Below are 20,171 nucleotides of genomic sequence, written 5' to 3'. Positions count from 1 at the left end.
AGGGCGGCTGAGGGGCAAGATTTCCCCAAATGATTGCTTCTTGATACGCCTCAAGGTTCACTTGCCCGGTTTTAATAATCATAGGAAGTTCGCGGCCCAGGCTGGTTCTGCGGGGCCGCCCATGGACGCGCCATCGACTCGAAGAGGCTCCGCATGAATCTGTTTCGCCGTGCATTTGTCATCAACGCGCTGGTCCTGGCGGGCAGCGCCAGCCTGCTGGGCGCCTGCCGCACGCCCCATCCGCCAGCGCCCACCGATGACAGCGCGCCCATGCACGATTACCTGATCGGGCCGGGCGACTCCGTCAACATCATCGTCTGGCGCAATCCGGAAGTGTCGCTGACGGTGGCCGTGCGGCCGGACGGCAAGATCACCACGCCGCTGGTGGAAGACCTGGCGGCCAGCGGCAAGACGTCGACCCAGCTGGCGCGCGACATCGAGCAAGCCCTGGGCAAGTTCATCCAGCAACCGGTGGTGACGGTCATCGTCACCAATTTCTCGGGGCCGTACAGCGAGCAGATCCGGGTCATCGGCGAGGCGGCCAAGCCGCAGGCGCTGCCGTACCGGCTGGGCATGTCGCTGATGGACGTGCTGATCGCCGTGGGCGGCATCACCGACTTTGCCGCCGGCAACAAAGCCAGCATCATCCGCATGCGCGAAGGCAACCAGCAGCAGCTGGGCGTGCGCCTGGACGACCTGCTGAAGAATGGCGATATTTCCGCCAACGTCATGATGCGGCCGGGCGACGTCTTGCTGATACCGGAGAGTTTCTTTTAGGCGCGCCTTCAATGGTGTCAAAACAGCATTTATATTTGCAATTTTGCACTGTTTGGCAAATTTTATCGTGTAATTTTGCCATTCAAATGTAAATTTCTTCTGTTTTTTTGTATTTGCTGGGAACTTCTCCAGTTTTTGTCTTGTCACAAGGCATTGGCTTCAGTCCGTTTCGACGGCTGCCGATGAACGTGAGGACAAGATGAGCTTTGACGACGAACCCATTATTTCCTTCGACACGCCAGGTACTTTCAGCGACCTGGTGGTGGGCGAGGGGCAGATCGATCCGGCCATGGAGCACGAGCTCGACCTGCAGCGCTTTCATATCCGCATGGCCAATTCGCGTGGCCGGCGCGAAGCGGCCAGTTTGCTGATCCGCAAGATGTACGGCTGGCGCGGCTATGCCGTCGATCCCGGGATCGCACATGCGCTCAACAAAATTACCCTGTTCGCGGAAACGGCCGGCTCCACCGTCGGCACCATGACCCTGTGCCTGGACAATGACGAGACGGGCTTGCCCGCCGACGAAAACTTCCGCGACAAGCTCGACGTGCTGCGCGAGGAGGGCCGCCGCCTGTGCGAACCGTCGCGCCTGGCCATCGACAAGGGCGTCAGCAAGCGCGTGTTCGCGGCGCTGATCCATATTTCTTATATCTATGCCCACAATATTCACGGCTTTACGGATTACGTGATCGAAGTCAATCCGCGCCACGTGGTGTTTTACAAGCGCATGCTCGGTTTCAAGGACTTCGGCGGCGAGCGAGAGTGCACGCGCGTGGGGGCGCCGGCCGTGCTGCTGCGCCTGGACCTCGACTACATGGGGGCCCAGATACGCAAGTACGGCGGCATGATGGAACAGCATGGGGGTGAACGGTCGTTTTACCCCTTTTTTTTTCCGACATGGGATGAGCCTGGCATTACCGACCGGCTCAGGCAGGGGCGCAACTGATTTATTTGCTTTTCAGCAGGATCGCCTGCATGTGGCTGCCCGGAATCGCGTACGTGATGCCGCTGGGCGCGGTGATGGCCGCCTCTTTCAGGCCCTTCACATACACCATGTTGACGATGCCGTAGACGAGACCGGTCTCGGGATCGAACAGGGGGCTGCCGCTGCTGCCCGGGTATGCCGTCGCGTCCAGCTGGAACACCGTGTACGGCGCTTTCTGCAGTTGCGCCAGGCGCCGGGTGTCCAGGCGCTGCGCGTTGGCGCTGGGCCTGACTACCGGCGTCAGCGATGACACGGTGGCGCGGTGCGTCACGTGGTGCAAACCCAGCAAGCTGCCCAGTGGAAACCCCGTAAACGCCATGGCCTGGCCTTCGCGCACCGTGGCCGCGTCGCCCAGCGCCAGGGCCGGCAGCGGTGCGCCGGCCAGGCGCAGCAGGGCCAGGTCGTGCTCCGTGTCCACCGCCTCGATTCTGGCGGGGCGAAATTGCGCCCGCTCGCCCTGGCCCGTGAGTATGCCGAGCGATTCGTCCGGATTGGCGTCGAGCAGTTTCTGCACCACATGGGCGCAGGTCAGCACGCTCAAGCCGTCGCCCGCCACGAAGCCCGTGCCGAGAAAATTCACCGGCGGCGTGCGCGTCGTCTGCAGGCTGCCCACGCCGACGATGGACGGCTTGAGGCGCGCGATGGTTTGCGCCAGCGGCGCTTCCGCGCGGCACGGCGTGCCGGCCAGCAGCAGTGCAAGGCAGAACAGCTGGGCGCGGAAAAATGTCGACGGCAGGGCTTTCATGGCGGCGTGCTTTCAAGGGGCGGAGGTGGCGGGGAGGGGGCCGGGCCGAGCAGCGCGCACAGCAGCATCAGATAGCACAACAGGGCGATGCGCGGCACGTCGAGCAGGCTGTCGAACAGGCCGACGACGAGAAAACCCAGCAGGGCGGCGGCGCAGGCCAGCGCGCCCGGGTCGCCACGCGCCGCCTGGCGCAGCAGGCGCAGGCCGGCCACGGAAAGCAGGGCCAGCAGGGACAATGCGCCGCACCAGCCCGTTTCCACCAGCAGGTGCAGCGCCATGCTCTTGATATGCCACGGCAAGTGATGGTGGTCGCTGCTGAAAAACCAGTAATTATTGGCCTGCCTGAAACGTCCGTTGGCGATCAATTCCTCGCCGCCCGGCGCGCGCAAGCTCAGATTGTCGACCTCGAGCACGGACGAGTCAGCCGTGCCGCTGGCCGCCAGTTCCAGCTGCACGGGCGGACGCAGCAGCCAGGCGCCGGCGCCCAGCCAGGCGCTGTCGAACGGCACTTCATGGTGCTGCCAGGCGCCGGCCGGCGTGCCAGGCGGCGGCGCGTGCAGGCGCAGGGGGATATTCACGCAAGCTTGTGCATATAGCAATTGTCGCTGGCACAGGCGCACCAGCAGCACGGGCATGGGGCCGGCGCGGCGCGCATCGAGCGCCAGGGTATAGCGCGTGGCCGGCTGCACGGGCAGCCGTTGCAGCAGGCGCAGCAGTTCGCCATAGCCGGCGCTGTAGCCGGGACTGGCCAGGCGCACATAGGTGTTGGGGGAATTGCCAGGCTGGCCGTCTTCTTGCGCATACGCGATGCTGGCCGGCACCTCGCGCCCCGGATTGTGCCAGTAATAGGTGGCGGGAAAGCTGCCCATGCCCATACCGAACAGGCGGTCGCCCCAGTCGGGCGGCTGCATGGCCAGCACTTGCCGCCAATGGCGCAAGCGGCCCTGCATGTCGAAGGCCGTGGTGGCGAAACGTTCGGTGGCGTAGTAGCTGGCCGAGACGGGGATGGCCAGCAGCAACAGGATGCCAGCCGCGCCCGCGATGCTGAGACTGGCCCGGTCCAGCCGCCACAGCGGCGTGCGCAAGCGGCCGTTGTACAGCATCAGCATGGCCAGCAGCACCACCAGGCAGGCCGGCGCCAGGGCGGCAGCACCCGCCCAGTGCCAGCCTATCCAGGCCAGATTGCAGGCCAGCATGGTCCACGCCATCATCGCCAGACCCAGCCTGGCCGCGCCTTTGCCGGCGTGACCGGCCGGCCGCAGGGGGCCGGGCAGCAGCACGGCCGCCAGCAGCATGGCGGCCAGCAGGAACAAAAAATACGGGCCTTTCAGCCAGCCGGCCGTTTGCTGGCCGGACGGTTCCGGCCACCAGGCGGCCAGCACGCCCTGCAGGCACAGCGCGCACAGCAGGCTGGCCGGCGCCAGGCGCCACGGCAGGGGCCGCGCCGCCAGCACGAAGCTGGCCGCGAGCAGGACGACGGCGGCGAGCAAGCCCCGGTAGCCGGCCACGCCGAACATGTACACGAGCAGGACTGTGCCCAGGGCGGCCAGCAGCAGTTTCAGCAACAGGCTGCGCCCGCGCCGCCGGTCGGGCGGACGCGGCGCGCCGGGCGCCGTCCGCAGGGTTTGCGACAAGGCCAGCAGCATGGCCGCCGCCAGGGCCGCGTACAAACCGCGTGAAAAAGTGGTGAACGCCGCATGCAGGGCCAGGGCCAGCAGCAGCATGGCCAGCGCCGCCTGCCAGCGGCTGCGGGCGCAGGCCAGCCACAGCGCGGCAAACGGCAGGCTCAGGGCCAGGTAGCCGTCGAGTGCGGCGCCGCCCGTGTGCATGGCGGAAAACGGCGCCGTGATGCGGTAGTCGCTGGACAGGTTCAGCAGGCCGGGAAACACGGCCCGTTCCCACAGCGCGAACAGCGAGACCATGGCCAGCCCGGCCAGCATGCCCGGCAGCGCATAGCGGCGCAGGGTGGACGCATCGCCGTCGCGCAGCAGCAGCGGCAGCAGCAGCATGCTCCAGGCCCAGGCCTTGCCGAGCCGCAAACTGTTGTAGGGACTCAGATAATTGTCCCAGGCATTCGCGTCGAGGGGGGCCAGCGGCAGGACGCCCCGCAGCAGCGCCGCCAGCCAGGCCAGGCTGCACAGCAGCAAACATATGCGGGCGCCCGGCGAGAGCCGCGCCGCCGCGCTCTGGGGCGCTCCGCCCAGGCGCCAGTAGCCGCACGCCACCGTCAGCAACAGCAGCACGTCGATTTCTTCGAGGAAGAACCAGCCCGTCCACGGCGCCAGGTCCAGCACCGGCAGCAGCGCGGGCACGCAGAACAGCCAGCTGGCGGGACGCCAGCACAGCAGCAGGAAATAGGCGGGCAGCAGGACGGCAAACAGCAGGCCGGGCCAGCCGTGGCCCAGCGGGTAATGGCGCAGGGCCAGCGCGCAGGCCGCGCCCGCCAGCAGGGCCAGCGGCCGCGCTGCCAGGCCGGGCAGGGCAGCTTGCATGGCCTTAGAGCCGGGTCAGCAAGGCCTGCGCCGCGGCCCGCTGCGGAAAGTCCTTGTTGGCGGCCAGCAGTTGTTCCAGTTGCTTGCGCGCGCCGCCCTTGTCGCCCGCTTGCGCCAGGGCCGCGCCCAGGTGGTACTGCACTTCGGGCGATTTCGGCGCCAGCCCCGCCGCCTTGCGCAGCAGCACCGTGGCACGCTTGACGTCGCCTTGCTGCAGGACGATCCAGCCCAGGGTGTCGAGCACGGCGGGATTATCGGGCGCCAGCTTGAACGCCTGCTCGGCCGTCGCTTGCGCGCGCGGATCTTTTTCCTGCTGATAGGCCCAGGCCAGGTCGTTCAGTGCCATCACATTGTTGCCGTCCTTGCCCGCGATGTACTGCAGGTGATCGATGGCGCCGCGGTATTGTCTGGCGGCCAGCATCGCGCCGGCCAGGTAGGTGCGCGTGCCCAGGTCTTCCGGGTGTTCCTTCAGCCACGCCGCCATGCGCGCCTCGGCTTCGCGCGCCTGTCCCGACGCCAGCAGGGCGCGGTACAGCTGCAGCTGCATGGGACCGATCTTGCTGATCTCGAAAGCACGCTCGTACAGCTTGACGGCTTGCTGCGGCAGTTTCTGTTCCATCAGCACGTCGCCCTCGAGCTTGTAGCCGGCCGCCAGCTTCGGGTGCTGTTCCTGCACCTGGCGCGCCACGGCCAGGGCCTCGCGCTGGCGATTCAGGCTCAGCAGCATGACCACTTCGATCACGCGCGCTTCCAGCAGGTTCGGGTCCAGCGCCTGCGCCCGCTTGACGGCCAGCAACGCCTGATGATGGTCGCCCAGCGTCATGTGCAGGCTGGCGATGCGCATCTGCAAGGGCGCCGAGCCGCTCTGGATGCTGGCCAGCTTGTTGTAGCTGTCGAGCGCCGCCTGCGCCTGGCCGGCGCCGTATTCCACCTGGGCGCGCAGGGCCAGGGCATCGGCGTCGCCCGGATGGCCCGTCTGCAGGGTGCGCGCCAGTTGCAGCGCCTTGTCGGGCGCGCCCGTTTTCAGGTAGAAGTTACTTAATAGCAGGGCTGGCGCGACGGCGTCGGGATTGTCGCGCTGGGCCCGTTCGAGCCAGCGCCGCGCCTCGTCCGTCTGGCCCTGCGAGGCGGCCAGCTTGGCCAGGGCGGCGCACAGGTCCGCATTTTTCGGCGCCTTTGCCAGTGCCCGCTCGAAACGCTGGCGCGCCTGCTCCGGTTTTTTCTCGGCCAGGTCGATCTGCGCCAGATTCTCCAGGGCGGGAACGTACACGGGGTTCATCGTCAGCGCCTGCTCGAAGCTGGCGCGCGCGGCCCGCACGTCGCGCAAGGCCAGGTAGACGCCGCCTTTCAGGTTCAACAGCAGGGGATTCGTGCCTTTCTGCTGTTGCTCCATCATCTGGACGCTGGCCAGGGCCTTGTCGTTCTGCTTGTTGCGCAGCAAGGTCATCACCAGCATGGTGCCCGCCTGCGGCGTGCTCTTGTCGAGCATGCTGGCGCGTTCCAGTTCATTGATGGCGCGGCTGTTCTCGCCCTGGCCCAGGCGGCTGATGCCCAGCGCCGTATGCAGCTTGGCCGTGTCCGGCGCCAGGGTGCTGGCCTTTTCGAAATACGCCGTCGCCTTGTCGTATTCGCGCGCGCGCAAGTGGGCTTCGCCGGCCATCGACAGCAATTCCACGTCTTCGGGGTAGGCGGCCAGCATGGGCAGCAGCAAGGCCAGGGCCGCATCGCTCTTGTTGCGCATCAATTCGATCGAGGCCATCATCTTGATCGCATACAAATGCCTGGGATACACGGCCAGGAAGCGCTGCAGATAGCTTTCCGCCAGTTGCGGCGAGCCGAGCGCCAGCTGCACGGCGCCGGCCAGCAGGATGGTCGGCATGTGGTCGGGCGCCACCTTGAGCACCAGTTGCAAGGCTTGCAAGGCCGCCTTGTTCTTGCCCTGGCGAAAATCGAGCAGCGCCTGGGCTTGCAACAGGCCCAGGCTGTTGGGCGCCGTCTTGCGGGCCGAGGCCAGTTGGGCCGCCGCTTCCGCGTAGCGGTTTTCCGCGATATCGAGGTTGGCCAGGTCGATATGCGCCTGGGTATTGTCCGGCTTGATCTTGAGGATCTGCATGTAGGCGAGCCGCGCCCCGGCACTCTTGCCTTGCAGGCGCAGCAGGTCGCCCTGCAGGCGCAAGGCGTCGAGGCTGGCGGGCGCGCTTTTCAGGGCTTGCGCCAGCAGCAGCTCGGCCGCCGCCACCTGCTGCTCCAGCGCCGCCAGGCGGGCCAGGCCCAGCAGGGCCTCGACCTGGCCCGGATGGGCTTCCAGCAGGCGCGTAAACAGGGCGCGCGCCTCGTCCTGGCGCCCCAGGGCCAGCAAGGCGTCGCCGCGCAGGCCCAGCACGTTTGCGGGCTGGGCCGCATCGTCGGGGATCTCGGCCAGTACCTTGTCGAACTGGCCCAGCATCAGCCAGGCCTTGGCCAGCAGCGGCATCACTTGCTGCGCCGACAGGCCCAGCGACTTTGCCCTGCGCAATTCTTTTTCGGCCGACAGCGATTCGCCCGTGTCGATATAGATGCTGCCCAGCAGCAAGCGCGCCGCCGCATTGTCCGGTTCCTTTTGCAGCAGGTTCTTCAACTGGATGATGGCGGCCCGCGCCTCGCCCTTCTGGCGGTACTGCTGCGCGTCGGCCAGCAGGGAGGCGCTGCTTTGCGTGCCGTTGCAAGCCGTCAGCAAGGGCAGCAGCAGGGTGCAGCACAGCGCGGCGGCCGGCAAGCCAGGAAAAGGGCGGGACAGGGAACGGGCCATGGAAGTCTCCGGTAGCGGCGTGCATGAGGGATGGGCATGGCCTAGCTTAAAAAGATGGCTGCCGCTCTCCTTGATTGCGCTCAACAAGCCGCCGATTCGCCCCGCGCCCGGCCGCCGTAGCCCCGCGTTCCTTGTTCCTGCTCAAGAATGGCCGGTCCGGCAACCGTAGAATTTCCTGGACGGCGTTGCTCAGGCCGCAACCATTGGGAGCACAGGCATATGGACAGCAAGGTGGATGGCAAGGCGGACGTGGTGGCGGTGGTGGGACTCGGCTATGTGGGCTTGCAGCTGGCCGTGGCGTTCGGCATGCGCCAGCGCACGATAGGCTTTGACTTGTCGGCACGCAAGGTAGACAGCTACCGGCGCCATGTCGATCCCACGGGCGAGGTAAGCACGGAACAGCTGCGCGCGTCGCAATGGCTGAGCGTCGGCTGCGATCCGGCCGAACTGCAACTGGCCGATTTCATCGTCGTGGCCGTGCCCACGCCCGTCGACAGCGCGCACAATCCCGATTTCTCCGCCCTGGCCGGCGCCAGCGCGGCCGTCGGCCGCCACATGCGGCGCGGCGCCATCGTCATCTACGAGTCGACCGTGTACCCGGGCGCCACCGAAGAAATCTGCATCCCTATCCTGGAACAGCATTCGGGCCTGCGCTGGAAGGAGGATTTTCACGTGGGCTTTTCGCCCGAGCGCATCAACCCAGGCGACAGGGACCACACCCTGCACAGCATCCGCAAGGTGGTCTCGGGCGACGACGCGGCCACCCTGGAAAAGGTGGCGGCCCTGTACGAAGGCGTGGTCGAGGCCGGCGTGCACCGGGCGTCGAGCATCAAGGTGGCGGAGGCGGCCAAGGTCATCGAAAACACGCAGCGCGACCTGAACATCGCGCTGATGAACGAGCTGGCCATCATCTTCGACCGCATCGGCATCGACACCCTGGAAGTGCTGCAGGCGGCGGGCACGAAATGGAATTTCTTGCCGTTCCGCCCCGGTCTCGTGGGCGGCCACTGCATCGGCGTCGACCCGTATTATTTGACGCACAAGGCGGAAATGCTGGGCTACCACCCGCACGTGATCCTGGCCGGGCGCCGCATCAATGACGGCATGGCCAAGTTCGTGGCAGAAAAGACCATCAAGGAAATGGTGCGCGCCGGCTTCAAGCTGAAAGGCGCGCACGTGAACGTGCTGGGCCTGACCTTCAAGGAAAATTGCCCGGACTTGCGCAACTCGAAAGTGGTCGACATGATCCACGAACTGCAATCGTACGGCGTGCAGGTGCACGTGCACGACCCCGTCGCCGATGGCCGCGAAGCGCTGGAAGAGTACGGTTTAACCTTGGAAAGCTGGGAACAGCTGCCGCAGGCCGAGGCCATCATCAGCGCCGTCTCGCACCAGGCCTTGCTGGCCCGCCCGCTGGCCGACTTCCAGGCCAAGGTGCTGGAAAATGGCTGCTTCATCGATATCAAGTCGCATTTCGACCCCCGTCCGCTCGAGGATGGCGGCTTGCGCGTGTGGCGGCTGTGATGGCGGCCGATACCTCGCATGCGGCTGCCGGCGCGAGCGCCTGCGCCCAGGCCTGCGCGCAGCTGGCGCAAGCGCCGCGCCGCTGGCTGGTGACGGGCGTGGCCGGCTTCATCGGCTCGCACCTGCTGGAAACCTTGCTGAACCTGGGCCAGGAAGTGCGCGGCCTCGATAATTTCATGACGGGCCACCGCCACAACCTGGAGCAGGTGCGCGCCAGCGTGGGGGAATCGGCGTGGCGGCGCTTCACCTTCATCGAAGGCGACATCCGCGACCCGCGGGCCTGCGCGCATGCCTGCGGCGGGACTGCGGCTGGCGTTGTCAATGTTGCCAATGTTGCCTATACCAGTGCCGATGGCGCTGCCGCCGGCAGCGGCAGCCTCGGCGCGGGCGCGGCTGCCGCTCCGGGCGGGTCCGGCGCCGTCGATTATGTGCTGCACCAGGCGGCGCTCGGTTCCGTCTCGCGCTCGCTGGAAGACCCGCTGCTGTGCCACGCCGTCAATGTCAGCGGCTTCCTGAACATGCTGGCCGCCGCGCGCGACGCGGGCGTGCGGCGCTTCGTGTATGCCGCGTCCAGCGCCACGTATGGCGACCATCCGGCCTTGCCGAAAGTGGAACAGCACATCGGCGCGCCCCTGTCGCCATATGCCTTGAGCAAATATGTCAATGAACTGTATGCGCAGGTGTACGCGCGCTGCTACGCCACGCAGACGGTGGGCTTGCGCTATTTCAATGTCTTCGGTCCGCGCCAGGACCCGCTGGGCGCCTACGCGGCCGTCATTCCCCGCTGGATCGCCGCCATGCTGGACGGCCAGGCCGTGCACATCCATGGCGACGGCGCCACCAGCCGCGACTTCTGCTTCGTGCACAACGCCGTGCAAGCGAATATCCTCGCCGCCACGCGTGCCGACCCGGCAGCCGTCAACCAGGTCTACAACGTGGCCGTCAACGCCCGCACCAGCCTGACCCAATTGCACGCCACGATGCAGCAGATGCTGCTGGCCGCCCGACCGCAGCACGTGGCGCAGGCCCCCCTGTATGGCGAGTTTCGCGCCGGCGACGTGCGCCATTCGCAGGCGGACATCGCCAAGGCGTCCCGCTTGCTGGGCTATGTGCCCACGCACGACCTGGCGCAAGGCTTGCGGCAGACCATTGCCTGGTATGTGGCGCAGGCTGGCCGTGCATGAGAACCTGGCCCGCCAGGCCGGAAGCACAAGCTGGCCAGGTACACTCCGATATTCGTCCGATCGGCGGCCTTTTAGCGTTGCACGGGCGGCGCTGTCGGCGTTGTTGATGACGCTGTCGGCTCGGGCGGCTCCGGCACGCCGTCGGTCTTGCTGTGCAGAACCCGGGGCGTGCCCCTGAAATCGGCCGTATGCAGGGTGACGGGACGGCGCCAGATGCGGGCGATGTACGCCAGCACCTGTTCGGCCCGCTCCAGGTCGAGGCCGCGCCCATCGCGCTGGTGATCGTGGCGCAGCACCAGGCTGCCGTCGTCGTTGAGCAGGGTGACGGCGATGCATGGCGCGCCATAGTTGTATTTGGGCGCCAGGATGGCTTCGCGGATGGCCTGCAAGTCGCGGCTGGCCAGCCGGGTTTCGCCATCGCGGCGGCTCTCATGCACGAACAGGCCCAGGCGGTCGGCCAGTTCCCCGTCCAGATAATTGCGTATGAAACTGAAGTCGTCGTCGTCGCGGCAAATCTGGCGCGCCCGCGCCAATCCTTCGCGCTCGATGATGTGTTCCCACATGCAAAAGCCCAGATGATAGGGATTGACGGCCAGCGCCTGCTGATGCTCGCCCGCGTAAGGGCGCACTACGTCGGAATGCGACTTGAGGGCGGACAGGTACAGCGCCGGCGGCAGGAAGTCGGCTTCGCGCAGCAGCCGTGCGTGCCAGTACGAGGCCCAGCCTTCGTTCATGATCTGGCAGGCGTACACGGGATAAAAATAGAACGACTCTTCGCGCACGGCCAGGAAAATGTCGCGCTCCCAGTCGGCCAGTTCCGGCCCGTGGTGTGCGATGAACCACAGCAAGTCGTACTCGGCTTGCGGCGGCACGAGGGGGCGCTGTGTCACGCGCGCGCGCGCCGCCTCGTGCGCCGCCAGCGCGGCCGCTTCGCCGGGCAGGCGCCGGTAGCGTCGGGCAAAGGGGCCGTCCGCGCCGATGCCGTCCTGCTTGTCCGCCACGCCGGCTGGCGCGGAAAGCGCGGATGGTACGGCGTATGGCGGGCGGTGCAGCTCGGCGTGGATGTCCACATGCTGCTCCAGCGCCAGTGCCGCGTCGAGCACGGCTTCCACCTGCTCTTGGCCGTGGCGTTGCAGCGCCATTTCCAGACGCCGCGCCCGCGCCGCGCTTTGTTCCAGGATGCGCTGGCCCGCCATGGCGCCGAAGCGCAGGAACAGGCTGTTCCGGCTGGCAAAGTCGGCGTGGCCGAGCACGTGCGCCGTGACGAGGGTGTTTTCGGCCAGGGAATTGTGTTCGGCCATGTAGGCATGGCAAGGGTCGCCGGGGAACATGACTTCGAACATATGCGAGTTGCCCATCTTTTGATGGACGAGCTGGTGGATGTAGCGCACGCCGAACGACCAGTGGCGCATGCGCACGGGCAAGCCATAGATGGCGATCTCGTTCATGAAATTGTCTGGCACCAGCTCGAACTCGACGGGGGCAAATCCCAGGCCCAGCTCGCGCGCCAGCGTTTCGATGCGCGCCGCGTAGCCGGCCAGCCCGGCCGTGCCTGCCGCGTCGCCATGGCGGTGAACGTCATGCTGCGTCATGCCGCGTCCTCCGTGTCGGCCGCCTCGTGCAGGAAAAAGGTGCGGATGGCTCCCCACACATCGTCGGCCTTGCTGAGGATGCTGCTGTGCAAGGGCAAGCCCCGGCGTTCCTGCTCGGCGCACAAGCCGTGCATTTCCGTTTCCAGGCTGCGCGGCACGCCGGGCACGGTTTCCACATAGCCCATATAGTTGAGCATGGCGGCCAGTTCGCCCAAGGCCAGGCTGGCCGCCGCCCGGTCTTCGCTGAAATTTTCGCCATCGGAAGCATAGAACAGGTAGGCGTTGTAGCGGCCCGGCGCATAGTGCTCTTTCAGCAAGTCGCGGCTCAGAAGAAACGCGGTGGATGCCATGGTGCCGCCCATGCCATTGACCCGGAAGAACTCGGCTTCGGAAAACTCCCAGGCCCGTGTCGTGTGGGCGATAAAGCGCGTTTCCACGCGTGCATATCTGCGGCGCAAGCCTTGCAGGGCAAAGAAAAAGAACGATTTTGCCAGCTTGCGCTCGGCCTGCGCCATGCTGGCCGACACGTCGAGCACGAAAAACACGACGGCATTCGCGCTGGGCCGGGGCTGCTGCAGCACCTGGCGGTAGCGCAAGTCCTCATTGGTGAAAGGCACGGGCTGCGCTTGCAGGGCGCGCCGCTTGATGGCTTCCTTGACGGTGCGCCGCCGGTCCAGGCGCGAACGGGCACCGTGCCGGTCCAGGCCGCTGCGCACCAGCCGCACCTCGTCGATGGCGCCCAGGTGGCGCGGCTTGAGGTGCGGCAGTTCAAAAGTGTCCCACAGCCAGTCGAGGATGTCGTCGATGGGGAATTCCAGCAGCAGGCGCACGGCGCCCTCGCCATCGCCGCCTTCGCCTTGCGTTCCGCTGCCGTCCGTGGCGGCGGGATGCGCCGGGCGCAGGATGTCGCCGGGCTGGCCGTCGCCCTGGCCAGCGCCCACGCTGTTGCGCGCGGGCGCCAGGCGGAAACGCGCATGTTCGAGCAGGCGCATGGGCACTTGCACCGTGCGCTGCTGCGGCCCGCCGATCAGGTCGGGCGTGGCGATCAGCTCGGGCAAGTGCGCCTGCACGGCTTCGCGCACTTTCTGGTTGTGGCGCAGCCAGTCGCGCGCGCCGCGCGAGAACAGCGCGTACCAGGGCCGGGCCAGGGCCGGCGCGGCCTCCGCCTGCGATGGCGCGCCGGCAGGGCGTGCCGGAGCGCCATCCCGGTTGCCGCTGCCTGGCGTGGTCGTGGCGGACATGGCTATTCCTGCGCCAGCAAGGTGGTCACGTAGTTGAGCGCTTCGCGCGCGCTGTGGGCGTCATAGCCGTATTCGTCGACCAGGCGCTGCTCGACGGCAGAGATCCTGGCCCGCACGTCGTCATCGGGGCGCTTGGCCGAGCCGACCAGGCGCAGCACGTCGCGCCGCTGCTCGAACAGATATTGCTGGATGGCATCGTGCAATTGCGCATGGCTGCCCAGGCCAAAGGTTTCGCCCCGCTTGAAGGCACTCATGGCCTTGCGCACCACTTCTTGGCGGAAAGACTGCTTGCCCGAGTCGCTGATGTGGATTTTTTCTTCCACGGCGCGTAGGAAGCGCTCGTCAGGACGGCGCTCTTCGCTGGTGATGGGATCGCGGATCTGGCGGTTGTCGAGCATGGCTTCGACTTCATCGAGATATTTGTTCAGCAAGTCTTGCGCTTCTTGCTCGAATGAAACGAAGAGCGCCTTGTGCACATCGGCCTTGACCCAGCGGTTATAGAAATCCTTGCGCGTGAGTACCAGGTAATCGACCCACTTGCGCTTGCGCCGCGGCTCGATGCGCGCATCGTTTTCGATGCCGTCCTTCAGGGCCAGCAGCACGTCCATGGTGGACAGGCTGTTGCGCTGGGCGGAAATGATGGCGTGCGACAGGGCGTTGATGACGAAACGGGGCGACACGCCCGACAGGCCCTCGTCGGGCGCCTTGTCGCGCTCGCGCATGCGGCGGATGTCGGCAGGCTGCAAGTCGTCCACGTCTTCGTTGGCGTAGATGCGCAGTTTCTTGACCAGTTCGGCTTCCTTGTCGTCGCCTTCGGGCAGGCGGCTGAGGATGGCAAACACGGCCGCCGCATGCAGCACATGCGGATCGAGGTGCACGCCGCGGAAGGCGGGCGCGGCCGCCAGGATCAGTTTGCGGTAGATGCGGGCTTCTTCTCGGTAATTGAGCGTGTACGGCACTTGCACGATGACCATGCGGTCGAGCAGCGCCTCGTTTTCGCTTTCTTGCAGGAATTTGCGAAATTCGGCCAGGTTCGTGTGCGCGAGGATGGTTTCGTCGAGGTAAATCAGGGGAAAGCGCGACACCTTGACATTCTTTTCCTGCGTCAAGGTCAGCAGCAGGTAGAGGAATTCCCGCTTGACCTTGAGGATTTCGATCATTTCCAGCATGCCGCGGCTGGCCGCATACACGGCGCCCGACCACGACCAGGCGCGCGGATCGCCTTCGTCGCCGTACTGCGCCACTTTCGACAGGTCGACGGAACCGACGAGGTCGGCCAGGTCGGCCGTCGTGGGATCATGCGGCGCATACGTGCCGATGCCGCAGCGGCCCGCCTCGGACAGGTGGATGCGCTCGACGGGCATGCGCAGGAAGTCGCCCCCGTACTGCTCTTCCAGGCGGGCGCGGCAGTGGGGGCACAACTCGCCATGCAGCTCGGCATCGTAGCTGGCGCGAAAGTCGGCGCGCATGCTGTGCGGCACCAGGTGCAGCGGCGATTCGTGCACTGGACAGCCGGCGATGCCGTACAGCGCGCCTTCGCTGCTGTGGCTGTATTCTTCCAGCCCCCGCTTGAGCAGGATCACCATGGTCGACTTGCCGCCCGACGGGGGACCCAGCAACAGCAGCATGCGCCGGCCCACTTCCGAGCCGGCGGCGGCCGCCTTGAAATAGGCGGCCACGCGGTCGATGGCTTCGTCGATGCCGAACAGTTCGTCGTCGAACAGGCGGCAGCGGAAGCGCCCGCTGTCATCGGTCTGGCCATTCCAGCGCATCATGTCCCACAGGTACTGGTGCGCGCTGCGCGTCAGCAGGGCCGCGCGGCCGGGCAGGATTTGCTCGATGAAGTCGGCAAAACTGCCGCGCCAGGGGCTGATGCGGTGTTTTTCTGCCCAGGCCGCCATGCCGTGCATGAAACCCGCATGCTGGCCAGCGCCAGCGGCCTGTTCGGCGCCGTCGCCCGCAGGCGCGTCGTCGTGGCTTGTCATCCCTGGACTCGTCATTGTTTCCCCATCCATACCGTTGCTGCCGTGACGCAGGCCCAGTTCCAGCCTGCCAGCCAAGTATACGGCGCGGCCACTGTCCACACGCCTGATCTGGCTCAACCTTGACGAGGGAACTATTTTTATCCTCGCTGCCCCCATTAAGAAAGGGCAGCCATGCGCCAGTGCAGTTCAATCCAGATCAATACCGGCTGGCGCGGCCCGTCCACACTGGTGGTTTGCGGCGACCCACGAGGAGAACACGATGACAGGCATTGAGAATGGTTTCAGCGCCCCGCCGGGCAGCAGCGGCAGGGGCCAAAGCGCGGACGATGAAGAGGCCGTCGGCCAGTTTGCCGTCCCCGGCGAAGACGACAATATGATCGAGAGCGCGTCCGTCGCGGAGGTGCCCGACGCCCTGAGCGGCGTCAGCATGGAATTGCTGGAAATCAAGCGCAGCATCGAGGACGGCATGCGCCAGGGTATCACCCAGGCGGGCGGCGTGCGCGCGGCCGATGCCTTCAGCGACGGCGGCAATATCCAGGGCGTGTCCATCGGCCTGGGCGAGGGCGCCAGCGACAGCTCGTCCGGCGAACCGGGCTTGCCTGCGCTGACCCTGTACGTGGCCGAACCCACCTCCGTCGACCGCGCCAAGGCGGCCATCGTGGGCGCCATGGGCGTGCGCGCCGTGGCCAGCGACAAGGTGCCCGTCAACATCGTCGTCACGGGCGTGATCGATGCGCAGCCGCACCGTTTCCGCCTGCGCCCGGCACCGGGCGGCGTGTCGGTCGGGCATTTCCGCATCACGGCCGGCACCATCGGCTGCCTGGCCGTGGGGCGCAGCGCGCAGCGCGACGGCCGCCTGATGATCCTGAGCAATAATCACGTGCTGGCCAATTCCAACGGCGGCGTGTTCAACGATTGCATCGTGCAGCCCGGTCCCATCGACGGCGGCCGCTGCCCGCAAGACCAGGTGGCCGTGCTCGAACGCTTCGTGCCCATCAATTTCAGCGGCGGCGTCAATTATGTCGATTGCGCCACCGGCTGGGCCTGGCCAGACCGCGTGCGGCCCGAACTGGTCTACCTGAGCGGCGGCGTGCCCGCGTACTTCCGCATCAGCAATGCGCTGGTGGCGCCCGCGCTGGGCATGCTGGTCGGCAAGTCCGGCCGCACGACGCAATTGACGCAGGGCCGCATCACGGGCCTGGGCGCCACCATCAACGTCAATTACGGCAGCGGCAGGATCGCGCTGTTCCAGGACCAGATCGCCATCACGGGCCTGAGCGGGGCCTTCAGCGCGGGCGGCGATTCCGGCTCCTCCATCTGGACCTGGAACCAGCAGCGCAATCCCGTCGGCCTGCTGTTTGCTGGCGGCAACAACATCACGTTTGCCAACCAGATGCGGCGCGTGGTGGTGGCGCTCGACATCAATTTATACACTTGAGCACGCCAACAGGCAGCGGTGCGGCCCCGCCGCGGCGCCTTGCCCAAGGCGGCTTTTTGTACGATGATGATCTTGTCAGGGGGCAGCAGTCGCGCATGGTTGCGTCCGGCGAAGGGCGCCGCAGCACCGGGTGGCCGGGTGTATCATGGAGTGGATCAGGAGGGTGTGTCATGTCAAACAGTAAATTCGCACAATCGCCATATGCCGTCTTCGAGGACGCCGCCATGCCGTATTTGCCGGATGAGGCTCTTGTCCATGCCCCGCCGCCTGGCCGCCTGGAAGCGGCAAGGCGGCGCAACGAGCGGGCGCTGATGGCCATCGACGGCGTGGAAGGCGTCAGCCTGGGGCAGACGGCCGTGGGCGGGGAAGCCCTCGTCGTGTATCTGCGCGACTCGTCCGTCAAGCGGCGCGTGCCGTTGCAGGTCGATGGCTATCCGGTGGAAACGAGCATCACGGGCCAGATCGATATCCAGCGCTGGTAGGCAGGCGGGCCGGGCGGCTGGCCTGCCTGCCGCCAGGTACTGCGGTGGAAAGCCTGTTGCCAGGCCTTCCATGCCGTCTTGCAGCCTGCCTTCGATCAGCCTGCCTTATTTGCTCAGGCGGCCTATCGCTTCGGCCACGCCCGCGCCATACGCGGGGTCGCACAGGGTGCAGTTGCCGATGTGGCGTTGCTTGACCTGCTCCGAGGCGCCCGAGATGGCGCGCGCCGTGTTATCGAACAAGGCTTGCTGCTGCGCCGGCGTCATCAGGCGGAACAGGGCGCGCGGCTGCGAATAGTAATCCTCGTCGACCCTGTGGTTCCAGTGGTCGGCCGCGCCCTCGATACTCAGCGGCGGCTCGCGGAAATCGGGCTGCTCGGCCCATTCCTGCGCGCTGTTCGGTTCATAGCCCAGGGTTCCCCCCTGGTTGCCGTCGACTCGCATCTGGCCGTCGCGGTGGTAGCTGTGGAACGGGCATTTCGGCGCGTTGACGGGGATGTGGCTGTGGTTGACGCCGAGGCGGTAGCGCTGCGCGTCGCCATACGAGAACAAGCGGCCTTGCAGCATCTTGTCCGGCGAAAAGCTGATGCCGGGCACCACGTTGGCCGGGTTGAAGGCCGATTGTTCCACTTCCGCGAAATGGTTGTCGGCATTGCGGTTCAGTTCCAGCACGCCCACCTCGATCAGCGGGTAGTCGCCGTGCGGCCACACTTTCGACAGGTCGAAGGGATTGATGTGGTAGGTTCCCGCCTCTTTTTCCGGCATGATCTGCACGTACAGGGTCCAGCGGGGGAAATCCTTGTTTTCGATGCTGTCGTACAGGTCGCGGTGCGAGCTTTCGCGGTCCTTGCCGACCAGCGCCTCGGCCTCGGCATCCGTCAGGTTTTGTATCCCTTGCTGTGTTTTAAACGTGAACTTGACCCAGAAACGCTCGTTTTGCGCATTCAGGAAGCTGAAGGTATGGCTGCCGAAGCCGTGCATGTGGCGGAAGCTGCGCGGCAAGCCCCGGTCGCTCATCACCACCGTCACCTGGTGCAGCGCTTCCGGCAGCGAGGTCCAGAAGTCCCAGTTGCTGTTGGCGCTGCGCAAGCCCGTGCGCGGGTCGCGCTTGATGGCGTGGTTCAGATCGGGGAATTTCAGCGGGTCGCGCATGAAAAACACGGGCGTATTGTTGCCGACCAGGTCCCAGTTGCCTTCTTCCGTATAAAACTTCAGGGCAAAGCCGCGGATGTCGCGTTCCGCATCGGCCGCGCCCCGTTCGCCGGCCACCGTGGAAAAGCGCGCGAACATCGGCGTTTGCTTGCCCACTGCGCCAAAGATTTTCGCCCGCGTGTAGCGCGTGATGTCGTGCGTGACGGTAAACGTGCCGTGCGCGCCCGATCCCTTGGCATGCATGCGGCGCTCGGGGATGACTTCGCGGTCGAAGTGGGCCAGCTTTTCCAGGAACCATACATCTTGCAGCAGGGCAGGGCCGCGGGGGCCGGCCGTCTGGATGTTCTGGTTGTCGACGACAGGCGCGCCAAAGGCGGTGGTCAGCTTTTTCATTGGACTCTTTCTTTATAGGGAGGTCAACGGACGAGCCAGGGCCTACCCAAACACTGGCTGGGCTGAGCGCATGTAACGTGCTCACCGAGGCTGGTCCAGAGTAACAAATTTCTAAAAAGCAAATTCAGTGTAATGCATTTTCGGGGCGTGCTGCTGCCCCGCCGTCTCCGGAGAGGCAGCTGGTTCATCATAGCCCGTCGGCAATGTCTAGCCCAACACGATTGACCTGGCGCAAAGGATGGCGTGATTTTTCCGCGTGTCAGCGGTAGTTGGCCCAATTGGCCCGCAGCCAGGTCAGCACGGCGCCATGGCCGCGTATGTCGGCCGGCAAGTGGCGCTGGATCAGGCGTTCGCATTTCAGGGCCGTGGCCAGGCTGCCGCCCGACCAGCTGTTGCAGCTGTAGAGCACTTCATACCATTCATGGCGGTTCAGCAAGACGCTGTCGGGGATGGCGCGCCGGGCCGGGTCATCGCCGTCCGCCGGGCCGTCCGGGTAGCTGAACTGCAAGTCGCTCTTTTTCATGGGGCCCAACCGGTGATCTGCCATGCTTGCCTCGCGATGAGATTGCGCACGAACACCTGTGCGTGCCAGGCAAGCTTATGCCACCGGCAAGTATTCCATTCAGCAATATGAGCCGGTCTTGATCTGGCTTAAAACTTGTTCCAGTTATTGTGCCGGTGCTCCGTCGCTTCCTTCATCAGGTGGCCGGCGCGCAGGGCGTCGTCGGCTTGCACCGTCATGGCCAGTTCCTGGAGGGCGGGAGGGTATTCGTGGTGGGCCGCTTCTTCCAGCAATGCATGGCCCTTGGCCAGGTCGCGCGGCACGCCGCGGCCTTCGCGGTAGGCGTTGTACAGCAGGAACATGGCGTGCGGGTTGCCCAGTTCGCTCGACTTGTCCAGCCAGCGGGCCGCCTCCGCCTGGTCTTGCGGCACGCCTTCGCCATTTGCCGCCAGCAAGCCCAGCATCAATGCCGCCTTCGCATGGCCTTGCTGCGCCGCCTGGCGGTACCACGGCCAGGCCTGGGCCGGCGTGGCCGCGCGCAGCATCTGGCCCAGCTCGAACGCCGCTTCCGTGTCGCCGGCGCGGGCCGCCTGTTCGAACAGGCTCAATGCCTCGGCGCGGCGCTCGGTCCGGGACTGGTAAATCAGCGCCAGTTCGCGCTCGGCGACGGGCATGTCCTTGCCGGCCCAGCTGCGCACCTTGCGCTCGGCCTGGCGGTCGCCCGCCTGGCGCGCATGCATGGCGACGGCTTCGATTTCCGCCGCCGTGGGCGGCGGCGACGCCTGGCAGGCGGCCAGGGCGGCAGCCAGCACGAGTGCGGGGAGGGAAAGCGCTTGTTTCATCTGCATTAACTTTCATGACGTGGGCCGGGAAGCCAGCAGTCCCGGCCCGTGG

15 protein-coding genes are annotated in these 20,171 nt (G+C 66.1%); 6 read left to right on the top strand and 9 right to left on the bottom strand.

The genetic code is table 11. From position 1 onward, the window contains the following. Window positions 1–153 precede the first annotated feature (153 nt). Both IGS61_RS01940 and IGS61_RS01935 read left to right on the top strand, forming a co-directional pair. Window positions 154–777, top strand: coding sequence for an XrtA/PEP-CTERM system exopolysaccharide export protein (locus IGS61_RS01940; RefSeq protein WP_230538044.1), 624 nt, complete (start codon window positions 154–156; stop codon window positions 775–777). 199 nt (window positions 778–976) lie between these two features. Then, complete coding sequence (locus tag IGS61_RS01935; RefSeq protein WP_230538043.1) at window positions 977–1,723, top strand: N-acyl amino acid synthase FeeM domain-containing protein; 747 nt, start codon at window positions 977–979, stop codon at window positions 1,721–1,723. 1 nt (window position 1,724) lies between these two features. Here the strand turns inward: IGS61_RS01935 and IGS61_RS01930 are convergent, their stop codons facing one another. From IGS61_RS01930 to prsT, 3 genes are read right to left on the bottom strand one after another with little or no spacing between them, the layout of a single operon-like run. Continuing rightward, complete coding sequence (locus IGS61_RS01930; protein WP_230538042.1) at window positions 1,725–2,507, bottom strand: S1 family peptidase; 783 nt, start codon at window positions 2,505–2,507, stop codon at window positions 1,725–1,727. After that, complete coding sequence (locus IGS61_RS01925; protein ID WP_230538041.1) at window positions 2,504–4,999, bottom strand: hypothetical protein; 2,496 nt, start codon at window positions 4,997–4,999, stop codon at window positions 2,504–2,506. Before IGS61_RS01925 ends, IGS61_RS01930 begins: the two co-directional genes overlap by 4 nt. Window positions 5,000–5,003: 4 nt before the next feature. After that, complete coding sequence (gene prsT / locus IGS61_RS01920) at window positions 5,004–7,787, bottom strand: XrtA/PEP-CTERM system TPR-repeat protein PrsT (RefSeq protein WP_230538040.1); 2,784 nt, start codon at window positions 7,785–7,787, stop codon at window positions 5,004–5,006. Window positions 7,788–8,006: 219 nt separating this feature from the next. Here prsT and IGS61_RS01915 point away from each other — a divergent pair, with 219 nt between their 5' ends. Both IGS61_RS01915 and IGS61_RS01910 read left to right on the top strand, forming a co-directional pair. Next, the gene (locus tag IGS61_RS01915) at window positions 8,007–9,311 is read left to right on the top strand and encodes a nucleotide sugar dehydrogenase (protein WP_230538039.1); all 1,305 of its coding nucleotides are present in this window, start codon (window positions 8,007–8,009) and stop codon (window positions 9,309–9,311) included. Beyond that, window positions 9,311–10,495 (top strand): SDR family oxidoreductase, encoded by a 1,185-nt coding sequence (locus IGS61_RS01910; RefSeq protein WP_230538038.1) that lies wholly within the window; start codon window positions 9,311–9,313, stop codon window positions 10,493–10,495. The genes IGS61_RS01915 and IGS61_RS01910 overlap by 1 nt, the downstream gene beginning before the upstream one ends. A gap of 71 nt (window positions 10,496–10,566) precedes the next feature. Here the strand turns inward: IGS61_RS01910 and IGS61_RS01905 are convergent, their stop codons facing one another. The 3 genes from IGS61_RS01905 to IGS61_RS01895 are packed head-to-tail and all read right to left on the bottom strand — an operon-like array spanning window position 10,567 to window position 15,313. Continuing rightward, window positions 10,567–12,087, bottom strand: coding sequence for a SpoVR family protein (locus IGS61_RS01905; protein WP_230538037.1), 1,521 nt, complete (start codon window positions 12,085–12,087; stop codon window positions 10,567–10,569). Next, a complete protein-coding gene (locus tag IGS61_RS01900) occupies window positions 12,084–13,328 on the bottom strand; it encodes a DUF444 family protein (protein ID WP_230538036.1) in 1,245 nt (414 codons plus the stop codon). The genes IGS61_RS01905 and IGS61_RS01900 overlap by 4 nt, the downstream gene beginning before the upstream one ends. A 2-nt stretch (window positions 13,329–13,330) precedes the next feature. Further along, window positions 13,331–15,313, bottom strand: coding sequence for a serine protein kinase (locus tag IGS61_RS01895; protein ID WP_230538035.1), 1,983 nt, complete (start codon window positions 15,311–15,313; stop codon window positions 13,331–13,333). 259 nt (window positions 15,314–15,572) lie between these two features. On the opposite strand from IGS61_RS01895, the gene IGS61_RS01890 reads away from it, so the two are divergent. Further along, on the top strand, window positions 15,573–16,751 hold the full coding sequence (locus IGS61_RS01890; RefSeq protein ID WP_230538034.1) for a S1 family peptidase: 1,179 nt from the start codon (window positions 15,573–15,575) through the stop codon (window positions 16,749–16,751). A gap of 170 nt (window positions 16,752–16,921) precedes the next feature. After that, window positions 16,922–17,233, top strand: coding sequence for a hypothetical protein (locus tag IGS61_RS01885; RefSeq protein WP_230538033.1), 312 nt, complete (start codon window positions 16,922–16,924; stop codon window positions 17,231–17,233). Between the two features lie 105 nt (window positions 17,234–17,338). On the opposite strand, the gene IGS61_RS01880 is transcribed toward IGS61_RS01885, so the two are convergent. From IGS61_RS01880 to IGS61_RS01870, 3 genes are all read right to left on the bottom strand, one after another. Then, window positions 17,339–18,775 (bottom strand): catalase, encoded by a 1,437-nt coding sequence (locus IGS61_RS01880; RefSeq protein WP_230538032.1) that lies wholly within the window; start codon window positions 18,773–18,775, stop codon window positions 17,339–17,341. Between the two features lie 259 nt (window positions 18,776–19,034). Beyond that, window positions 19,035–19,298: a hypothetical protein gene (locus tag IGS61_RS01875; RefSeq protein WP_230538031.1), complete on the bottom strand. Its 264-nt coding sequence runs from the start codon at window positions 19,296–19,298 to the stop codon at window positions 19,035–19,037. Window positions 19,299–19,426: 128 nt separating this feature from the next. Continuing rightward, a complete protein-coding gene (locus tag IGS61_RS01870) occupies window positions 19,427–20,125 on the bottom strand; it encodes a tetratricopeptide repeat protein (protein WP_230538030.1) in 699 nt (232 codons plus the stop codon). Between the last annotated feature and the right edge of the window lie 46 nt (window positions 20,126–20,171).

Origin of the sequence: Janthinobacterium sp. FW305-129, from assembly GCF_020858115.1 — a bacterium.
In the GTDB taxonomy this organism is placed as follows: Bacteria; Pseudomonadota; Gammaproteobacteria; order Burkholderiales; family Burkholderiaceae_D; genus Janthinobacterium.
Note: the sequence above shows the minus strand (reverse complement) of the source record. Positions and strands in the feature narration are given on the sequence as shown.